Consider the following 20,533-nt stretch of genomic DNA (forward strand, 5'->3'; position numbering starts at 1 on the left):
ATGTGCTGATGTGCAGATGGATGGATGGATGGATGGATGGATGGATGGATGGATTGCCGGAGGTCTTGACATCAAAAAAACAATCCTGCAAATCTTAAAATCCTGAAATCCTGATCCTGCATTAAAGAAGGGGCAGCAAAATAAATTTGCCGCCCCTTTTTTGATCCTCAGAAAGATTTTCTGAAAATTTACTATTTCACAACCACCTTGGAGGTGATCACCTGGCTGTTCGTTTGCAAACGAACCAGATAAGTACCCTGTGGAAGGTTATTTACCTTAATATTTTTTGATTGAGATCCTGCTAAATAATCCATTGTCCCGGCAGAAGCCACGCGGCGACCGGTTAGATCAAACAGATCAATGGCCACTTTTGAATCTTCGAGCAATTCAAAATTGACCCAACATTCGTTGGTAGCCGGGTTAGGGAATACTTTTAAAGCCGCAGCATTAAATGAAGGCTCGTCTGTATCTTGGATGACTCCGTCAAACTCCCCTTCATCAAAACCGGCACCGTAAAAATACCAGTATTCGATCGGTGCGAGGTCATTTCCCAAATCTGAAGGCACACTGTAAACGATAGGCAATTCATGATCCCAGTTCTCTCCATCGGTGATGGCTACCGGGGAAGTCATATGCAGATAAGATTGAAAAGCCGCATCGGTAAACTCGAAATCGTCCCAAACGTAACCCGGAATGACCCCAAAGTTCTTTTCCTTAATAACTGCCCCATCACTGGTTCGGAAGGCATATCCGAAAATATCAGGGTTGCTGTTCGGTCTGTCTGTCGCTGTATCATCGTAATGGGTTAAGGCATACGTAAAGAAAATGTATTGCCCGTCTGCAGAACGTGAGGCCTGCAATCTTTCATCAATGGCAGCGGTGGTGCCCACATCCCCGTCGGTGTTGTAGTAACCTCCTACCCTTCTGTAATCCCAATCGACTCCGTCGGTAGTAAAATGGAACAATTCAACGGTAAATACACCTATCCAGACAAATCCGAACTGAGCGGCACTGGTATCTGATTTGCTCAACATACTGGCCACGATATGAAGCTTGCCTGCTGCATCAACGGCTATATCAAACTGGCTCATATAAGGCACTTGTGGAGAACCCTGGGCAAGTGAATCTGCCTGACCGTCTCCATCTCCGTCAATAGGAATGGTCCATTCAAGCAAAGAATCCATGGCCTGGTAATGCACACGTGGTTGTTTTACCCAGGTATCTCCTCCGTCCGTTGTTTTCCAGATGATGGGTTTCACACTTGGATAGATTTCGTCATCATCAGCGTCAATGCCTGTGAGCACATAATATCCGGTTTGTCCGTCAGGGCTAAAAGCAATGCGTGGATTGACCACAAAACTGTCAATGGCGCCGGTATAATCAATATCCAGTTCATTTACTGTTCGGGTAAAACTGTTGCCGTCGAAAGCAAGTTTGGTGGCCAATCCGGGATTCCAGAACTGGGCAGCAAAAGTTGTCGCTCCGGGTCTGGCTTCTCTCTTGTTGTTGGCATACCAAAGGGAACCATCAGGATTGGAGACAAGACCATAAGGCAGATAAGCTGCCGAATCAGGAATGGTGGTATAATAATCCTCTGTAGCATTATTTCCGTCAAGGTCAGAGGTGGTTACGAATTCCCATCCCCATGAGCTATCGCCATAATCGGGGTTGACCCATAAAGCCGGCCCTACGCCTACAAATTTGGCATTGGCAATATCCGTATTGCCCGGAGGGTTGTAAATGGCTCCGTTAGGGTAACGATTTCCGTCAAAAGTTGTACCCTCGCCATTAGCGAGCGCGGGGGTAACCTGCTTATTGGAATAATCCCATGTGGCCCCTCCGTCGGTAGAAACATCAAAACTGATGATGCCGCTGCCGCCGGCTTCCCCTGCGTTTTGGCGGTGACAAAATACCAGGGCATCGAGGGCAGGTTCGTAGGTCAGTGAGTTTGGACTTCCTGATACCACGGAAAAAATGTTAGCGGAAGAACCCAGTTTGATAGAATAAGGTTCACCTGATCTGTAACCTACTTCTTGTTCTGTTTCATTATTGTTTAGGGGTATTTGCCAGGCAGGATCAGCAGCCGGAATATCTGCAGGCATTGTCGCTAATGCCTTTAATTTCCCATCCGCTTTTTCTCCAAAGCGCATTTGCGCTTTTCTCGCCAACTCAGATTGCGCAGTCATCACTCCGGCAATCATCAACAAGATCAATACTGGTAACAGTCTTTTCATACTAGTAAAAATTTTTATGATTAAAAAACAAGGGATAAATATATTATTGTTTTGGAATTAAAAACCCTAACCATACCTCTTTTATCATTTCAAAGACAAAAACGGGCAGTAAAAATGAATTCCCCCTCGTTTTTGACTGAAAAGAGACTTAACTCAAGATTATTTTATAATTACTTTGAACGTTTCCACCTGGTTTTCTATTTGCAGGCGAACCATGTATGTTCCTTGTGGTAAATTATTCAATTCAATATTTTCACCATGTGCTCCTGCAACTAAATCCTTAGTTCCTCCAGAAGCTACCCGGCGTCCCGCCAGGTCAAAAAGATCGATGGCTAATTTGGAATCTTCCAATAGTTCGAATTCTACCCAGACATTATTGGTTGCCGGGTATGAATATTCTTTGATGGTTTTTTGATTAAATACAGGCTCTCTGTTTTGTTTACACCATCAAATTCCCACTCATCAAAACCTATTCCTTTAAAGTACCAGTATTCGATCGGTTGAAATTCATCATCAATATCAGTAGGAACACCATAAACTTCTGGTAACTCATGATCATAGTTATTTCCATAAGTCAACCACCATCTTCTGAGAAGGAGGCTTGACACAAAGGCAGAAGGCAGAGCTTTCTATCCCACAAAGCTATCCTTCCAACCTCCCCCAAACATTGGGAGAAATATTGAAGGCATAGCCTAATGAACATCCCCCCCGAAGGAGGTGAGTTTCTAAATTTACCTGGAAAACAGGTGACTTATGACTTTTATCGTCTGATGGACGGAACTACTTTATTAAAGTGTTCTGAGTTTGGTGGTGCGGTAATTGCCAATATGTAATCCGTACCAGAACTTCTTCTATATGAATTAAAAAGGGCAACTTCTAAAAAGAAGTTGCCCTTTTTAATTCAAAAAACAAAAAACAAACTTTTATTTCACAACAAAAAGCTTGGTACCCATTCCTTTGTCTGTTACAACTTGTACCTTATAAGTACCTGCTGCAAAATTATTGAGGTTATAGGTTAAGCGTTCTTTTTGGATGTTGTCGTAAGTCTCTTGCATGATTTGACGACCGGCAATGTCATAAATTCTTACCGTTGCCGTTTTCGCCAATTCTTTCAGGTTCATTTGAATACTAATCTGATCGCTGGCTGGATTAGGGAACAATTTGAATTCGTTTTTCAATACCTGAACATTAATACCATCCAATACAGAAGGAGTAACATTTAAACGAACTACGGGAACCAGGTCTCTACCAAATCCTACTGAATTATAGTCTACTCCAAAAAGGTCTCCATCAGAAGGTACCCCAAGAAAACTGCCAAAACGAGGTGTGCCTGCCAAATTAGAGGTAAAGATGGCGGCTGAATAATCAATAACATCACTGGCACCTAAAACTACGCTAATTTGTTCGGTTGCCGAATATTCAACCATTAGAAGATAATGAGCACCTTCTTCCAGTACAGTGGGTCCATCTTCAAATGGAAGCGTTATAATATCCGTTTCAACTTCATCCCCCTGGATGAGGTAAATGGCATAATTGATAAGCTCTCTTTCTTCTGGTTCTGCTTGAGGGGTAATGGCATCAGGGTCTGTGTCTTCCCATTTGTACAGAATTATTACTAATTCCTTACCCGCAGATTCCGGAGTGCCTTGTAGCGCAAAACTCATACTCCGAGATACATATGGATTGCCATTTGCATCCGTACCATTGGCTATATAAAAATGGTTGCCATAAGCATAGGAAAAGGGTGCTCCATCATCATAATTTGAAGCCGCAGGCAGGATAGTCCGGGTAGCGCCAAATTCTTTGGCAAAGGTGGTATCCGAAACCATGAATTCGAACGCTTGGGTATTATTGGTTGGATCATCATCTTCCGCATCGGCAGAAATGCTGTATGTGCCATTGAACAAACCTTCGGCAGTTGGTGTATAAGTATCCAGAAAAAGAACGTTTTCTACAGCGGTATTCGCTGGAACAGTACCATAATCATTATCCGCACTAAATACCTCATTATTATCCTGATCCGTGATACTCATGTTTAATATGACGTTGTTCTGATCAACAGCACCAACGTTTTCAACATCAGCCAGGAATAGCAAAGGTTCTACCTGGCTTAGTGGTGTCATAGCGTTAGCAGGGGTGGCATAGAAATTTTCGTTTACTCTCAGGTTGTTGGCTTCCTGCTCTACGATTTGGACATCGTCGATGATCCAGTAGTAATAGTTTGCTTCGTAACGGAATTTTACTCTTACGTCAGGTTGGCCAACAGCTCCTACTAAAGGAATTTTTATAACTGGAGTCCCCACATTTGATTCATTTACAGCAATTTCTTGATTAATTTCTGTACTATCCCAAGTAACTCCTCCATCAATACTATAACCGACAAAAAATGTACTTTGATACTGTCGTACCGATTGATAAAACCTTAGACTTACACCGGCAGCAGTTGAATTACTCAAATCAATAGGAGGAGAAATCAATTCGCCAATCTGGATAGCAGAACAAGGCCCTCCACCAGTTCCACAATCAGCACCAGGAAGGTTGTCATAAGCATCTGAAGCAAATACAGCCGCACCATTACAACTACTAGGAGAAATAATATTATTGTCTCCACAACTACTTCCGGTAGTATTTCCAAAAGCAGACCATCTCCATAATTGGAAGGTGTCAGTTGGGGTTCCTCCACAGGAAATATTATTCACTGTCCAATCACCAAAACCACCATCAAATTGGTCCTCCCAAATTACTGTTTCGCCAGACATGTCGATGAAGTCATTCCGGACAATAGTAACCGTTGCGCCTTCTAATTCTGGGCGGATGATATTGCAATCCTGTAAGGACATCATCAGAGTAGGAATGGTAACCAAATCACCAAAATCGCCACCGCCCATAGAAAAAATGGCATCCGCCACATTGTTGCAAACCACAACAGCTACGGCTCCCTGCTCTTGAGCATGATAAGCTTTTAAAGAAAAATTACAATCACCCCGGTCGAGAAAGGCAATTTTACCGGTCAAATCATTGGTGACAGTATCGCAGGCCAGGGTACCACCGGTACCATCAACAACAAAATTGGCCTCAGCTGTAATATTATTAATACTACATGAAGCAGCACCAAATCCTCCGGCGAGCATTTCATATTCTCCTGCAATCCCGGTAGGTTCAGTGATAATTAGTCGGTGGGACTGTGCATTGACAATCTGGACAGCCATCAGCAACATGATTGTAAGTATCAATCCACCTTGGAATTTTTTGTTATAATTTTGTAGCGTAAAAAAATACATAATCTTTATTTTTTGGTTAAACAAACATAAACCCACTCTCCTGTGGTTATTTTTAATAAATTATAGGAATCGATATTATTAATATATGCCAAACTGAGGAATGACTTGAGTGTTTTGGTGGGTGATCTCTTAATATTAAAAAACGAAACATAGATAGACTTGCCATTGATGTAGTTCAAAATTTCGAGAGCACTTTTTGCCATTTTTCAGTCGGGCAGTCTACACAATATCTATCCTTAAATTTGACGACTAAATATATAGTTTTTTTTGTACAGTTTAGCCATAGTTTATTTAAATTCTTGTTTGATTTAATATTAAAACCCGGAACTGTTTTTAAACGATCAATGGACTCAACCTTCACCATCAAAATTGTTCCTTATTTTTACTATTATTGTCTGGTTAATTTTTTAGTAACCTCCAGCCCGTTTCGCTCAATGGAAAAGAGGTAGACACCTGCCGGAAGATTTTTGAGGGAAATGTTTTTTTCAAAAATAAGATTTATGCTTTCGCGACTTTCAAATAGTTTTTTACCATTTAAATCCCGGACTGTCAATTGATAGTCACCCGGTCTTTTGGCATCAACCTCCACATGAATGTTGTCCTTAAAAGGATTGGGACTCACTGTTAAGTTATTGATTTGCAGTTCATCCAGTGTATTCACCACGATCTGAACCGCTTCTGAAACAGCGATGCAACCTGCTGCCGAGGTGACTTCAACGCTATAATTTCCGCTGATTTCAGCCTCATAAGCTGGTTGATTGGCCCCTGAAATGGCGTTGCCGTTCCACAACCATTGATATTCAGCATAAATATCCGGAACACTCAGACTATTGTCGACCACTCCGACAACTGGCGCAACGGGTGAGCCATTGGTAACCTCAAAAGTCTCGGAACGTTCGCAGCCGCTATTGTCCAGAACAGTCACGTTATACGTTCCACTGGATAAGCTTGAATTATTCACTAAGGTAGATCCATTCGACCAGGTAATATTGTAAGGGGAAGTCCCGTTTTCCACCGATAAACTAATGCTGCCATCGCTATCTCCTGCACAGGTTTCGTTGGTTACCTGTCCCGCCACGGCAAAAGTGGAACAAACATCTACAATGCTATAAATTTTTCCACTCGTGCGACCGGCAAGGTACAGTTCGCCTGCAACATCCTCTCCGAAACTGCTGAACTCATTGTTGGTGGAATTCAATAACTCAACGTCGTTCCATCCACCGGCACCATCCGGAGTGATAGACCAAATTCTTCCAGAACAAAAATCGGTAAAAAGATAATGGCCATACAACTCGGGAAAAGCTTCTCCCCTGTAAACGAAACCGCCCGTGACTGAGCAGCCGGTGGTAAAATCATTGCTGTACACATGAATAGGCATAGTGATTTGGCTGACATCCGGACATTGATCAGGATTGTTGTTATAAGGAACCAAGCCTTCGTAACAACGCCACCCGTAATTTTGTCCCCCCGGACTACCGGCCGGCTGAAAATCGATTTCTTCCCAATTATTTTGCCCTACATCGGCGATCCACATATCCCCCGTAACTCTGTCAAAGGTGAAACGCCAGGGGTTTCTAACGCCCAAGGCCCATATTTCGTCCAGGGTAGAATCCTCAAAAGCAAAGGGATTGGTGTCCGGGATGCTGTAAGGATTGCCGCTGTTTATATCTATTCGCAAAATTTTCCCTAAAAAGGTCAGCCTGTTTTGTCCATTGCCATTCGGGTCTCCACCCGAACCTCCATCCCCTAGGCCGATATACAAGTAACCGTCGGGGCCGAATTTTAACGACCCTCCGTTGTGATTGGAAAAAGGCTGGGTGGCTTCCAGGAGGATGAATTCACTGTTGGGATCGGCAATATTAGGATTGGATCCATCTACCGAAAACCTTGAGACGCGTGTATTGCCATTGTTTTGGGTGTAATACACATAAAAATATCCGTTCGCTGCATAATTGGGATGAAAAGCCAAACCGAGTAATCCCTGCTCATTACCATTAGATCCCACCGCCGGATCTATATCGAGAAAAGGAGTGGCCAGCACCTGCTGATCTCCGTCAATGATTTTGATCACGCCATCCTGCTCTACAATAAATAGCCGTTCATCTCCCGCATTGACAATATCTACCGGAGAATCAAACCCGGTGGCAATGGTTTCAATGGAGATTTCAGGTTGGCCCCAAAGCGGACTAAAATGACTTCCCCCTAACCAAAACAGGAACACATAAAAATAAATAAGTGGCTGATTTGAATAAAAGAAACATCCGGAAAGCAGCTTTTCGCTTCCCTTATTTTGAAGTAGACAGAGGTTCATCTCAAAGTTTTTATTAAAAAAATAAAGTTAATTTAATTTTCAAGAAAGCCTCAACCTGCAACCCTGTTTTTGCAATTTAGGAGACAGAATGATGCTGTGATGATACGATGATACGATGATACGATGCTATGATGATACGATGATACGATGATACGATGCTATGATGATACGATGCTATGGTGCAAGACTGTTCAAAACATTTTAGCATCGCAGCATCAAAAAATCGCAGCATTGCAGCATTTTGGCATCACTCATTCAACGCCCAGTCATATTCCAGGTAGGTTACCTTTGCATTGGCATTGATTTTCAATTTGGAATATTTATTCAGATAACTGACTATATCTCCAAAATCGCCGGCGTACCATTCAAATATTTTTGAGAGCTGAATCTTTTTTTCGGCGATGACATTGAATTGTGGATTGTTGACGAACTTAACGGCCTGGGCTTCAAAATTTTGTTCCAGGTTATCCGCTGTCCAGGCGCGATTGAGCAAAGGAGGACAGGATTTTGCGGCACAGTTTACTGCAAAATGGATGCGCGAATCTCCAAATTGGGGTCTCAGGATCTCGTTTTCAATTTGATTCAACGAGTAGGTTTTGTCTCCGAGTTTTATCCATTTTTTATCCCAGGGTTTGCCTCCTTCTATTTTTGTAATACTCGAAACCGGGTAATGGTCGACGATTAACTTGATGGTAAAAGCATTGTAAGCATTGATCCAGTAGGCCATTTTTTCATTGCGGGTCCAGGAACTTTGCACAGGGTTGGCAGCCAGGAGATCCAGGTAGGATTGCAGTTTGGCATTATCGGCTTTTAATCCTGAATAATTGACTTTGCCGGTTGCCGTCACATATTTCTGGAGCAATTCATTCCACGCGTCGTGAGATAGTTTTTTTACTTCTGCGACCGGGAGCTTTTCTATTTCTGAGGGTGTTGTTCCTGTTGTCAATTCGGGATCTTCAGCCGGTTTGGGTTGATCCGGGACTTCGATAATCGTGGCTTCAGGCTCCTTATTCGTTTTATCCTTTTGGGGCAACTCCTTTGCTTCTTTTTTTTCGGGGGAGACTTGGGGAGATGGTATTTTTATGACAACCTGATCAGGACTGTTTTTTTGCTGGATTTCAGGCTCCTGTTTATCCACGGGAATCACTGCAATGGATGCCGTATCATTGTGCTGCGACACTTCCCCATTATCAGCATCGGATGTTACCGGGGAGGGATTTGCCTGACTGCAAGACATAAAAAGGAGCATAAAAAAGAAAAGTGACAATTGTTTTGGAAACATTTTTAGCGTTTTAATAATGGTGATAAAAAGTGAATGGGCAAAAACAATCCCGATTTTTGTCCGTAACTTCCGGATTCTACTTCTTAACAAATGAGGATACCTGAAAATTGTTCACAAAAATAATTAAAGTTGTTTGGCTGCGGACAATTAACTTTAAGGATCAGAGGTTAAATGTTGCTTTTGACAAAAAATACGTTAGGAAAATAAATTATGTTATCTTTTAAATTATGAAACAATAATTTTTATTTTAAATTTACCAAACAAGCAAGTGATCCAATAGCATTACCAAGTGGTCATTTCGAAAAATTGATACTCAACTTTTAAAAAATTATCATTATTCAAAAATGAACTCCCCTGTAATATTTCTGGCTTTTTCCAATGACAACGACGACCATCTTGCTTTGCTGGATGATGAGCGCCGGGCCATAAGCGATCACCTGATCCCTTTGGAAAGCCAGCAGTATGTACAGTTGCATACCGAGCCCTCCGCACGGATCAAGGATCTGAGTAAATATATTACGATTTTTAAAGACAGGATAGTCATTTTTCACTATGCCGGTCATGCCGGAATCAAGAGTGTTTTTTTAGAAGAGGGAGCAGCTGATTCCGACGGGCTGGCAAACCTGCTGGCGCTACAGCCGGGGTTGAAATTGGTTTTCCTGAACGGATGTTCTACCAAAGCGCAAGTCGAAAAACTGATCAGTCTGGGGATTCCGGCCGTAATTGCAACCAGCGTTCCCGTGGCCGATCCTGCTGCCAAAGACTTTGCAGATACCTTTTATAAGGCACTGGCCACAGATCATACGATTGAAGAAGCCTTCAAATTATCTGCGTCTTCCTACCAGATGCAATCGGGCACTGAACCAAAAATCCATCGCGGCCTGGATATCGATTTTGAGGACAGTGCTGATATCCTGCCCTGGGGGCTTTATGTAAAAAAAGACAAAGAGGACATCCTGCAATGGAAACTTCCCCGGGAGAGTGCTGCCTCTTTTATCATTCGGGATGCCAAATTCAAATACCAGTCCGGGGACAGCCTCAATAAAAAACTCGTGGAGACCATTGCCAATGCGATTGTGCCCTATGCGGAAACTGTACGCGATTTGATCGAAGAGGCCAAAAGAAAACGACGGGAAACCAAAATGAGGGATCTCCGGGTGGCCGTCATCGATGCCTTTCCCACTCCCGTGGGAACCCACCTTCGCAAATTATTGCAATCCGAAGACGTGAGCACCGACCGGTTGACCAAGATTGTCAATGTTTATTCCATTGCTGCCCAGTTTCTTGCTTATATCATGCTCGCCCAACTGTGGGATGAAAAACACCAGAACAAACAAATGCTGATCGATGACCTGCATCGCGATCAACTCAAACTTTTTCTTTCCCTCAATCCGGATGAGGTGAAGAATTACAACTATATCGAACTTATCCGGACGCTCGGAGACATCTTCGAAGCCAATAACGTCAAACCTTTTGTGGCCGAATTCGATGACCTGCGGAAAGAGTTTTACGCCGACAGTGATTTTAGAAAGGCCTGTGCCTTCCTGGAAGAACTGAAGGAAGTACTCAAGGGAAAGGTTTCCAGCGATGAAGTGGAAAGTTTTTGCGTCCAGGCAGAGAACCATTTATGTGAAGTTTTTAAACACATTGGATTCTCTACCAAATACACCCTCATGACCATCAAGAGGATCGATCTGATCAAAGAAAGGCACAAGGATCCTGAATATTTACACAACCTCGTTATACTTGACAAGCTGACTGCTGCGTTTGGAGAGTTAGATGATGTCCTTTATTCAACTTCCTTTACTGAAAACGAATCGGTCATTTTACTTTATGATGAAGATGATGTGAAACCGAATCTCAACTTGTCTCCCTTCCTGATTGATGAAAATGCGCTCAGTGGCCAGAAAAACTCTAAATTGTTTTTCTACAACCACCAGCAAAATGCTGAGGTATGTTACCTGTTGACCGACAATCTTAAAGATACTATTGCGATCAATAAAGATAAATACAGCCATGTGAAAGACATGTTCGACCGGTTTTACCGGGAAGTCGTGGAAGGAGATTCCTCGGTGGCTGATATTGTGTAGGGAAATCTGGTTGCCGGTTGGAATTCTGAATAGCATAAATATAATTAACCCCTAAAAGCCCCACGGAGAACTGTAAAGAGAAGACTGAGAACATACTGTTGCTAAACTGAAAAAACATGCAAAAATCGTCACCATTCAAATTTCTGGATGCTTATGAAAAAGAAGATCAGGATATCTTCTTTGGCAGAGATACGGAGGTAGAGGTTTTGTACCAGATGACTTACCAGTCTAATCTGTTGCTGGTGTATGGCATGTCAGGAACAGGAAAGACCAGTATCATCCGGTGCGGATTGGCCAATCGTTTTGAGAAAAGTGACTGGTTTGACATCTACGTCAGGCGACAGGAAAACATCAACGATTCACTGGTTCGCGAATTAAACGCACGGGACTCCTTAAATTCTTTTGAAGACGGAAATACCGTCCCCCAAATGGTGCATTCGCTTTACCTGGATCACCTGCGTCCCGTTTACCTCATTTTCGATCAGTTTGAAGAGTTATTTATCCTCGGTACGGAAGAAGAACAGCAGCAGTTGATCATCACCATCAAAGCCATACTCGACACTCAGGATCTTCCCTGTAAAATAATCATCGTCATGCGGGAGGAATATCTCGCGCATATGTCCAATTTTGAGAAGGTGGTCCCCACTCTTTTTGACAAAAGGCTGAGAATTGAACCCATGACCCGCGCCCTGGCTAAAGAAGTGATCCTGCGTACTGCCCGCAATGAAAAATTCAATATAGAACTCTGCTACGATGAAATTGCCGATGACATTATCGACAAAGTAACTGAAGGGAAAGGGCGTGTACCCTTAACCTACCTGCAAGTTTTCCTGGATAAGATGTATCGTGAAGCTTATGAAAAAGATCCGAATCAGATTGTTTTTGACAATGAACTCGTTGAAGAAATCGGGGAGATCGACGATGTGCTGGAAAGCTTCCTCGATGAGCAACTGAAGATATTTTCCAGGGAAGTAGACGGCTGGGACGAAGCCCTGCGCTTTCTGAAAGTTTTCGTCTCGGACAAAGGCACCAAAATTCCGGTACATCGGTCTGCGCTACCTGACCTGCTGCCCAATTTCAGCCTGATAAGGATCAATATCCATCTGAATTTCTTTGTCAACCGCCGAATATTGAGGCCACTCGATGATGATCAGTACGAAATGGCCCACGACAGCCTGGCCAGCAAAATTTTCAGGTCCAGGACAAAGGGCATCCCGATGCCTGCTGAACTGAACATCAACGAATCCCATGAGACTCCTTTCCTCGGCTTTGAACCCTATACCGAAAATTTTGCCGATATTTTCTACGGCAGGGACGAAGAACTTGAAGACCTGTTTTATAAAATCGTAAACGACATTGATATACGCACCACCCTGGTGATTGGTCCGATGGGAGTGGGAAAAACTTCCCTGATCCGTGCAGGATTGCTGCCACGGTTGAGAATATTATTCAACACACAATACATTCGATGCAACCGCGCTTTTATCGACAGCCCGGAAGTCCAGCAAATCCTGTCCACCGAACCCGTAGCAGGATCAGAACCATTGCTACTGAAACTGGCCTTTAAGTGGGAAAAAAAATTACCCGATCCGGGGGAAAGAAAAATCATCGTTTTTGACCAATTCGAAGAATTTTTCATTTGGATCAAACAACAAAAGGAACTGACTTATTTATTTTTACATTTTGGCCATCTTTTGGAATCCAGGCTTAATATCGACCTGGTACTGGTGGTAAGAGATGAATTCTTTTCGCAGCTCCAGGACCTGGAAGCCTTCGTGCCCGCCTTGCTGGAAGAACAGGTCCGGGTGAAACACATGAGTTTCAGAAAAGCTAAAGAAGTGGTGAAGAGTATGATGGAAAAAGCAGCCATGCAGGTAGAGGATGAAGGGATCATCGATAAAATAGTGGGCAACATACTCGAAGACAACGGCAAAGTTAACCTGACATACCTTCAATTGTATTTGGAACGTTTGTATAGGGAGGTGTGATGGTATTATGCAGCATTTTCAGGGTGCTACAAGGGTGTAATCATTTTATATAGATAATTCGTAATTAATAAACCGTGAAAAAAATAGACCTCAATTTATTGCAAAGTATCGGTAAGCCGCGGGCGATTATCGATGGTATGCTGGACAGGCAGATCCAGGCTTTGGAAGCAAAGTTGGGAAGTCGGGCCGGTGGTACCGGCAATAAATTGTTGTCTTTACTGGTCAAAAACGGATTCCGGGTTCAGCTATCCAAAGCTGAAATCATGGACCGGATGGGCAAGATGTCCAATTTGTCGGACATCCAGATAGACGCCCTGCTCAACGACATGCTCGAATCAGGATTACTCCGCCAAACCCTCACAGAACAATTTGAACTGGCCAACAATTTCATTGCCCGAAAGGCCCATGAAAAGGTAGAAGCGGAAAACAGGGTACTGAGCACCATCAAAACGACTATCCAGGACCGGATGAGCCGCAATCAGCTGCTCGACCAAACTTACCTGAATTATATTACCCCTTCTTTAGACCAGCTTAACCTCAAAACAGAGGAAAGGAAATTTGTCCGGGCATCGGAAGCTGCCGTTCGCCGGAATCGTAGGTTGATCAATACTGTCTTAACTGTCTTGTTTTTATTGATGGCTATTTTTGCCATTGGTGCGTTTTATAATTACAAACGGGCCACCTTGAACCTCAAAGAAGTAAATGAAACAAACAGCAAACTCGAGGCCGAAAAAAAGAAAACGCAGGAAGCCATCGCCATGGAAATCATTGCCCGGGAAACCGCCGATTCTCTCCGGATCGAAGCCGATTCTGCCCGGGCCGATGCAGAAAGAAAAACGATCATTGCCCTTCAGGCCAGGGATACCGCCGACCAATTGCGGTACAAAGCCATTGCTGACCGCGATAGCATCAATTCACTAAGGAAAGAAGCCCTTTCTCTTGTAGATCAGCTTGACCGGTTGAGAAAAAAAGCGGAACTCAAAGCAGATGAAGAAATTGAATTGCGGAAAATTGCCGAAGACAACAAAAATATTGCCGACTCTATCAGGTTAAAGGAAGAGCAACTCAACCGTGTCATTACTTCCCGTATCGCCGCCAACAGGAGCCTTCAGATCGAAGACCCGCATATGCGTTCCCTGATTGCCCTGGAAGCTTATAAGATCAATAAAAACAATGCTGAGGTCGGGGACATTCACCACCCCAGCATCGTCAAAGCCCTGTATGCGGCCGTGGAAGCCGGTGAGGAAGATTTCTTCAGGATCAAAGAGATCCTCGGAACCGTAAAAGACATCGTTGTGTCGCCCGATGGTAAAGCCTTTTATACGGCAGGCAGCGACGGTAAAGTCAGGAAATGGACTGTGACCGATTGGAGGTATCTTGGAAAACCAAAGGTCTCTATCAAAGAAATGAGCGCCCAGGCAGGAGGCGTTGTCAACACCATCTCCCTGAGTCCCGATGGCAGCAGACTTCTGGTGGGCGGCGAATCCGGTAATTTCCAGGTACTGAATACTTCTAATGGCAATTTACTTTCTACTTACAAGTTGCCGCATTCCGGGGAAAAAATATACCAGTGTGCCTTCGACGACGAAGGCAACTTTTGCGGACTGGGGCGCGACCATGCCTATTTCTGGTTTGAAGGCATCCTCGGTGATGTGACCCAAAAATATTTCAACTATAAAAGAGGAGACAATCGAAGCCCGCTCATCAGCCTGGACAAAGTCCCTTCCAAAATTGGCATGATCCGGAAAAAGAAAGATGGTTTTATCGCTTACAGCATTACCACCGCTTTCAGGGATTATTCGTACTGGATTTATTCCCAAAAACTGGATGGCCTGTCAAAAGGCCCGGAAGAATATTTATTGGAAAGGAATTTACCCGAAAACATTTACGGAAATCTGACGACAGTGGCATTTCACCAAGTGGATGAGGCCAATGGTTACCTGGTTTATGGTTTTAGCAGTGGCCGGATTATGATTTTGACTATCAATGAATTGAATGTATCTAATGATCCTTTTTTCTTTGATGAAAACAATCTTCTCAAGGCTCATCAGGCTTCCATCTCGGCGATTACCTTTAGTGATAACGGAAAGTATCTGGCGGTGGCCAGTTATGATGGCAGTGTCAGTATTTGGGATATGAGCAAATACCAGGAGGCTTCCTACCAACCCATGCTCTTTGACGGTATGTCCTCCTGGGCCACAACCGTAGCCTTTGCCCAAAATGATAAAACGCTGATAACAGGTTGCCGGGACGGCAGTTTATATTTTTGGAACACCAACCCGGAAGATTACGCCAACTATCTATGCCGCCACCTGGATGCTAACCAGGAGAAGTTTTTCGCGCAGCAAAGAGAGATCAACGATGTCCAGAATAAGTCGGGTGTGCTGGGTATCAGGCACAACGAACTGGAAAAAGACGATTATATAAAATATTTCGGGGCCATGGAAGATCCCACTCAACGAAAAGTAAAGGTTTGCGAACAATGAAAAAAGTGATCCGGATAATAGTCTTTCTGTTTCTTGGCATTCCCTTTACCGTTTTGGGTCAGACAGGTATAGACGAGGATTGTTATGAATTGCTGCAGAAGGCCAGACATGATTTAGAGATCGGGAAGATCGAACGCGTCGAAGAACGGGTCAAGGGATGTCTGAGGAGAAAGGATCTTTCGAGCGATCTGCGGGTTCAGATCCTTGAATTGCTTATTGAAACCTCCCTTTTCCTCGAGGAGGATGAAAAAGCAGAAAAATATTACAAAGACCTCAAATTCATCGATCCCTTTGCCACCCTTGACTATAATATACCTGAAACGAAGTACCTGCAGGAAAAATTCGAAACCTATCCCTCCACCACCTATAGCTTTTTTGCGGGAGGCTCGCCTAATTTAAAGGGTATCGCCATGGATGGAACTCCTGAAGGGGTTGGTCTCCTCGACCTGAACCTAAAAAGAGAAAGAGGCGACCTTTTCGGTTGGTTCGCTGGTGTTGAAGCAGCTTTTAACATCAACAACTCTCGCTGGGATGCCAGTATCGGGTACACTTTTCATAAAAATTACCTCCATTATTCTGCCGACCTTGAAAATGCCTTATTCGATGCCGGGACAGGGGAACGCGGACCGGCCACCCTTTCGTTCACGGAACAGGTTCACTGGTCACAAGTGGCCCTTGGCCTCGTTTACCAGTTCAAAAAAAGGGACAGGTTTGAAAAAATTATCTCCCCCTGCGTTTTCATCAAACTCGGAGGCATGTATGCCCATAATAATGCTTCAAAAATCACCTCTCCTGTTATTGATTTCCCCATTCAGGATGTTTTAAAAACCCGCGATGCTTTTGAGACCGGCCCTTTAAGGAATGATTTTCTTCTGTCGGCCAAAGTTGGAGGAGCAGTAAGAGTACGCCTCTACCGCCATTTTTTTGCACAAGGCGGGGTGGTTTATCACCGGGTACTGACCAATATGGCCAAAGGGGACTCGGCCAATGCCACCTACAACAACCTGGTCACCAATTTTAACTTCCAGGACGACGAGTTCACGGCGCATCAATTGGGCTTTTTTGCCGGCTTCGGATATTATCTGTTTAAAACGAAAAAGATAAAATAATGTCAAAACGTATTTTTGCCTCCATAACATTCCTTGTCCTGTTCCTCCAATATTCACCGATCATGGCCCAACAAATTTACGGAAACAATCCCCTGGTTCATACATACTCCATTGTCGCCATAGACCGGGAGACCGGTGAGATGGGCGTCGCGGTGCAATCCCACTGGTTCTCCGTCGGCTCCATCGTGATCTGGGGGGAAGCCGGAGTAGGAGTCATAGCCACCCAGTCTTTTGTCAATCCTGCTTATGGTCCCAACGGGCTTGAGTTGATGAAGATGGGCTTTTCTGCTGAAGAAGCACTGGAGATGTTACTCAAAAAAGACGAGGGCCGTGAAGTTCGCCAGGTAGCTTTCCTGGATGCCGGCGGAAATGTATCCACCCATACCGGCACCGGTTGCATCGACTTTGCCGGATCACAACAAGGCGACGGATATTCCGTCCAGGCCAATCTGATGGCCAGCGATCAGGTGTGGCCCATGATGGCCAAAGCCTATGAAGGTTCAAAAGGCAAACCCCTGGCGGAAAGACTCATCATTGCTTTGGAAGCGACCCAGGCCGCTGGCGGTGACCTGCGCGGCAAACAATCGGCAGCCATTCTCGTGGTGGCCCCCGAATCCACCGGCCAATCGTGGGTGGATCGCCTCATCGATCTAAGGGTGGAGGACCACCCTACCCCGGTAAAGGAACTCCGCCGACTCCTGAAAGTCCATACGGCCTATACCCATATGAACAACGGTGACTTGGCCATCGAACACGGCGACGTCCCCAAAGCCCTCGAAGAATACAGCACGGCCGAAGCCATGTTTCCCGATAATATCGAAATGAAATACTGGCATGCCGTCAGCCTGGCCAACCTGGGTAAAATGGAAGATGCCCTCCCTATCTTCGCCTCCTGCTTCAAAGCCAGTGACAACTGGAAAACGGTGACGCGGCACATTGTAAAAAACGGGATGCTGGCCGTTTCAGTGGAAGACCTGAAGCGGATTTTGAAGGAATAATAAACTTTACTCCTCCTTCAAAAACTCATCTGTAAAGTGGGCCTTGCCTTTGGGTTTGGAAAATTTTTCTTCATTAAAGGATTGGGATCCGCCTTTGGGAATGGACAGGCTTTGCCATGCTGTTCCACAGATCATTTTGCCTAGAAAGACGATCTGGCCGACATGGTAAGCATAATGAGCCAACTGGCGGTTGATGGCTTCGGTGACCGTATGTCCCTGGTTGCGGATGTAGATGATTTTGCCGAGGTCTTCGTCCGTCAGCGGATCAATGGCTTGAAAAAGACAATCCCAGCCTTCGTTCCATTGCTGTTCCATTTCCTTCCGGCTACGGATATCAGCCTCGAATTCTTCCTCTCTTTTTCGCCATTGCTTTTCGCCATCGGCCGTCAGGAAATCCGTCCATCTGGAAAGCATATTGCCCCACATATGTTTGACGATAATGGCAATGCTGTTGCTGTCGTCATTGTATTGCCAGAAGAGTTTATCGTCAGGTACCTGGATCATGGTTTTGGTTCCCAGCATTTTGTAGTATTCAAATTGTTTGCGGATGCTGGTAAAGTAAGCATTTTGCATGGTTTGAGTGTTTTTGTTCAAATGGAGCTTCACGACATCAGTACCGTCAGGTCGGGGTTGTTTCAATCTTCCTCAATCTCTTTCAATCTCCCTCAATCTTCTTCAAGGTATGCCGCCAACTTACGCCAAGGGTTTTATTTTTGAAACAAAAATTAAAAAAAAAAGATCAATTCGGCAAGGCAGAACCGTTTACGTCACCGATTTTTATGGCGATGAAATTTACATTCAATTGATCCGCAGAAGAATTATTAATATGTATCACCTCAGGAAAAGCCTCTGCCCAAGGAAAATTTGGATCTGGAAAAACATAACTTGCATCGACAAAACGCCAGGAATTGTTTTCGGGAAATTCATCATAAATACCCAAAATGAGTTTCCGTAGCTGGATGATGTCTAAAATCGAAACATGTCCTGAATGATTCACATCCGCCGCTATTATTTTATAAGGAGAGTCTAATGTTTGTAAACCCAATATGTGTTTTTGAATCAACACAGCATCAAAGGTGGAAACCCCGTTATTGGGATTTCCATTAAAGGAAGGGGAAATGGTCAATTCTTCTCCAAAATAAATATTATACATATAATAACTCCCATCCGTTGCCGTAAAACTAACCTGTTCAGCTTCATTGGTAAGAACCACTTTGACATTCCCCACCCCTTCATCATCTTCTGTTCCTATGAACCCAGCAATAACAGGATCCCCTTCTGTAACACAAGTGGGCCAAATTTGAAGAAAAACGTATAACTCACAGGAGCTGTAATTGGGTCCGCCAAGCATTCCATCTGGCTGAAGGGCATAAGGATTGAAAGTATTATCCCAGATAAAAACAGTTAGTGATATTGTCGATTCGTCGTTACAATCAAAAAAGATACTGTCCTGTTCCATGGAAGGAATATCCTCCCCTGAAATGATTTCACTTGTTCTATGGATAGAATAGGTCAGCGGTTCAGAACAATAATCTAATGCATTTGTGACAAAACTTGAAGCAAAAACCAAAATACCGCAACAATTGACATTGGATTGGGGCATCAGGGTAACGGCAAGCCCGTTTACACACTCCAACACAGGCGCCACACAATCCACCACACTAAAACTCACATCCGCCACCAGGGTATCCACCCCACGGATCGCCGTCACCTCAAAAGTATATTGACCTATGGGATAATTTCCTGAAATAAAATAACCGGGGTACACACCACTCAACGAGCCATACAAGTCTTCTCCTGGCATCGCTCCGTTTACGGACAGTTGATGCGTAACCGTCAGGCCTTCCGTTTCATTGGCCGAAAGGCTGAAAGGAAAACTGACCACTCCGGTACACCCTAAAGTGTCAAAACTGCAGATGCTTTCCAATGGGGTGTAATTGATGTTGAGGTTTTGACCGTAGAAAGTCGTTTGCGACAGGAAAAGGCCGGCCATCAAAAGCTGAATTTTAAAAATTGGGAGAGTCGTTTTGTTCATGGGATATAGTTTACAATTTGATAAAAAAAGATCAGTTCGGTACCGCGGAACCATTGACGTCACCGATTTTTATGGCAATGTAGTTAATTTCCACATTACCCTGGAGGTTTCCAATATTGACCACCTCCGGGTATTCTCCGGGATTTCCGGGATCTGTAAAAATATAATCCGCATCAACAAACCGCCAGGAAGTATTGGAAGGAAAACCCTCTTCCATTCCGGTAAAGACCGTCTGAAGGTCAAGCAGATCTGCCTCGGTGATTATGCCGTTATGATCCACATCGGCTGCGATCAATTGATAAGGGGAATTAAAGGGGGCTTGCCCAAGTATATGTTTGGAAATGAGCAACAGATCAAAAGTAGAAACGCCATTTAATACATCACCATTCATACTCACCGAAAGCTCACAGGCACTTCCTTCCGGAATTCCTTCAAATACAAAAATCCCGGCGGCATTCGTTTCAGTGACAAAACCTGATGCACAGGACAGCGTGACGACCACTCCCTCCATGGGTTCATCATTCACGTTGGCAATCGTTCCAAATATAGTTTGACAAAAAATGGCGGAAGAATGGATAAATAACAGACACAAAAGTCCCCAAAGTGGTTTTAGGTTGGTTGAATTCATGAGATTTGAATTTAAAGTTATTACCAAATATACGGTTCTTTGAGCATATTCGCAAACATGTTGTTTGGGCAGCATGGACGTAAAATGGGGG

General features: G+C 44.0%; 13 protein-coding genes and 1 pseudogene. 6 read left to right on the forward strand and 8 right to left on the reverse strand.

What is annotated here, in order from left to right; all coding sequences use genetic code 11:
* Window positions 1-191: 191 nt before the first annotated feature.
* Together H6571_21495 and H6571_21500 are read right to left on the reverse strand one after the other, a co-directional pair.
* On the reverse strand, window positions 192-2,234 hold the full coding sequence (locus H6571_21495; GenBank protein MCB9326329.1) for a T9SS type A sorting domain-containing protein: 2,043 nt from the start codon (window positions 2,232-2,234) through the stop codon (window positions 192-194).
* Between the two features lie 159 nt (window positions 2,235-2,393).
* Window positions 2,394-2,585, reverse strand: a complete 192-nt coding sequence (locus H6571_21500; protein MCB9326330.1) for a T9SS type A sorting domain-containing protein — start codon at window positions 2,583-2,585, stop codon at window positions 2,394-2,396.
* Window positions 2,586-2,974: 389 nt separating this feature from the next.
* Here H6571_21500 and H6571_21505 point away from each other — a divergent pair.
* A pseudogene (locus H6571_21505) lies at window positions 2,975-3,067 on the forward strand (isocitrate dehydrogenase).
* A 90-nt stretch (window positions 3,068-3,157) separates the two neighbouring features.
* On the opposite strand, the gene H6571_21510 reads toward H6571_21505, so the two are convergent.
* The 3 genes from H6571_21510 to H6571_21520 all read right to left on the reverse strand — a co-directional run bounded on the left by H6571_21510 (window position 3,158) and on the right by H6571_21520 (window position 9,063).
* Window positions 3,158-5,515, reverse strand: coding sequence for a T9SS type A sorting domain-containing protein (locus H6571_21510; protein MCB9326331.1), 2,358 nt, complete (start codon window positions 5,513-5,515; stop codon window positions 3,158-3,160).
* A 388-nt stretch (window positions 5,516-5,903) separates the two neighbouring features.
* Window positions 5,904-7,826 carry a PQQ-dependent sugar dehydrogenase gene (locus tag H6571_21515; GenBank protein ID MCB9326332.1) on the reverse strand — a complete coding sequence of 641 codons (1,923 nt, stop codon included), beginning with the start codon at window positions 7,824-7,826 and terminating at the stop codon, window positions 5,904-5,906.
* Between the two features lie 247 nt (window positions 7,827-8,073).
* The gene (locus tag H6571_21520) at window positions 8,074-9,063 is read right to left on the reverse strand and encodes a DUF547 domain-containing protein (GenBank protein MCB9326333.1); all 990 of its coding nucleotides are present in this window, start codon (window positions 9,061-9,063) and stop codon (window positions 8,074-8,076) included.
* Between the two features lie 389 nt (window positions 9,064-9,452).
* Between H6571_21520 and H6571_21525 the strand changes: the two genes are divergently transcribed.
* The 5 genes from H6571_21525 (at window position 9,453) to H6571_21545 (ending at window position 17,779) form a co-directional block, all read left to right on the forward strand.
* The gene (locus H6571_21525; GenBank protein ID MCB9326334.1) at window positions 9,453-11,198 is read left to right on the forward strand and encodes a CHAT domain-containing protein; all 1,746 of its coding nucleotides are present in this window, start codon (window positions 9,453-9,455) and stop codon (window positions 11,196-11,198) included.
* A gap of 116 nt (window positions 11,199-11,314) precedes the next feature.
* Complete coding sequence (locus tag H6571_21530) at window positions 11,315-13,186, forward strand: ATP-binding protein (GenBank protein ID MCB9326335.1); 1,872 nt, start codon at window positions 11,315-11,317, stop codon at window positions 13,184-13,186.
* 74 nt (window positions 13,187-13,260) lie between these two features.
* The gene (locus tag H6571_21535; GenBank protein MCB9326336.1) at window positions 13,261-15,672 is read left to right on the forward strand and encodes a hypothetical protein; all 2,412 of its coding nucleotides are present in this window, start codon (window positions 13,261-13,263) and stop codon (window positions 15,670-15,672) included.
* Window positions 15,669-16,781 carry a hypothetical protein gene (locus tag H6571_21540; GenBank protein MCB9326337.1) on the forward strand — a complete coding sequence of 371 codons (1,113 nt, stop codon included), beginning with the start codon at window positions 15,669-15,671 and terminating at the stop codon, window positions 16,779-16,781. The genes H6571_21535 and H6571_21540 overlap by 4 nt, the downstream gene beginning before the upstream one ends.
* Entirely contained in the window at window positions 16,781-17,779 is a 999-nt protein-coding gene (locus tag H6571_21545; protein ID MCB9326338.1) for a DUF1028 domain-containing protein, read from the forward strand. The genes H6571_21540 and H6571_21545 overlap by 1 nt, the downstream gene beginning before the upstream one ends.
* 6 nt (window positions 17,780-17,785) lie before the next feature.
* Here the strand turns inward: H6571_21545 and H6571_21550 are convergent, their stop codons facing one another.
* From H6571_21550 to H6571_21560, 3 genes are all read right to left on the reverse strand, one after another.
* On the reverse strand, window positions 17,786-18,352 hold the full coding sequence (locus tag H6571_21550) for a DUF1572 family protein (protein ID MCB9326339.1): 567 nt from the start codon (window positions 18,350-18,352) through the stop codon (window positions 17,786-17,788).
* A gap of 166 nt (window positions 18,353-18,518) precedes the next feature.
* Window positions 18,519-19,814 (reverse strand): hypothetical protein, encoded by a 1,296-nt coding sequence (locus H6571_21555; GenBank protein MCB9326340.1) that lies wholly within the window; start codon window positions 19,812-19,814, stop codon window positions 18,519-18,521.
* Window positions 19,815-19,845: 31 nt separating this feature from the next.
* The gene (locus H6571_21560) at window positions 19,846-20,442 is read right to left on the reverse strand and encodes a hypothetical protein (GenBank protein MCB9326341.1); all 597 of its coding nucleotides are present in this window, start codon (window positions 20,440-20,442) and stop codon (window positions 19,846-19,848) included.
* Between the last annotated feature and the right edge of the window lie 91 nt (window positions 20,443-20,533).

Source organism: Lewinellaceae bacterium (genome assembly GCA_020636105.1).
Classification (GTDB): Bacteria; Bacteroidota; Bacteroidia; order Chitinophagales; family Saprospiraceae; genus BCD1.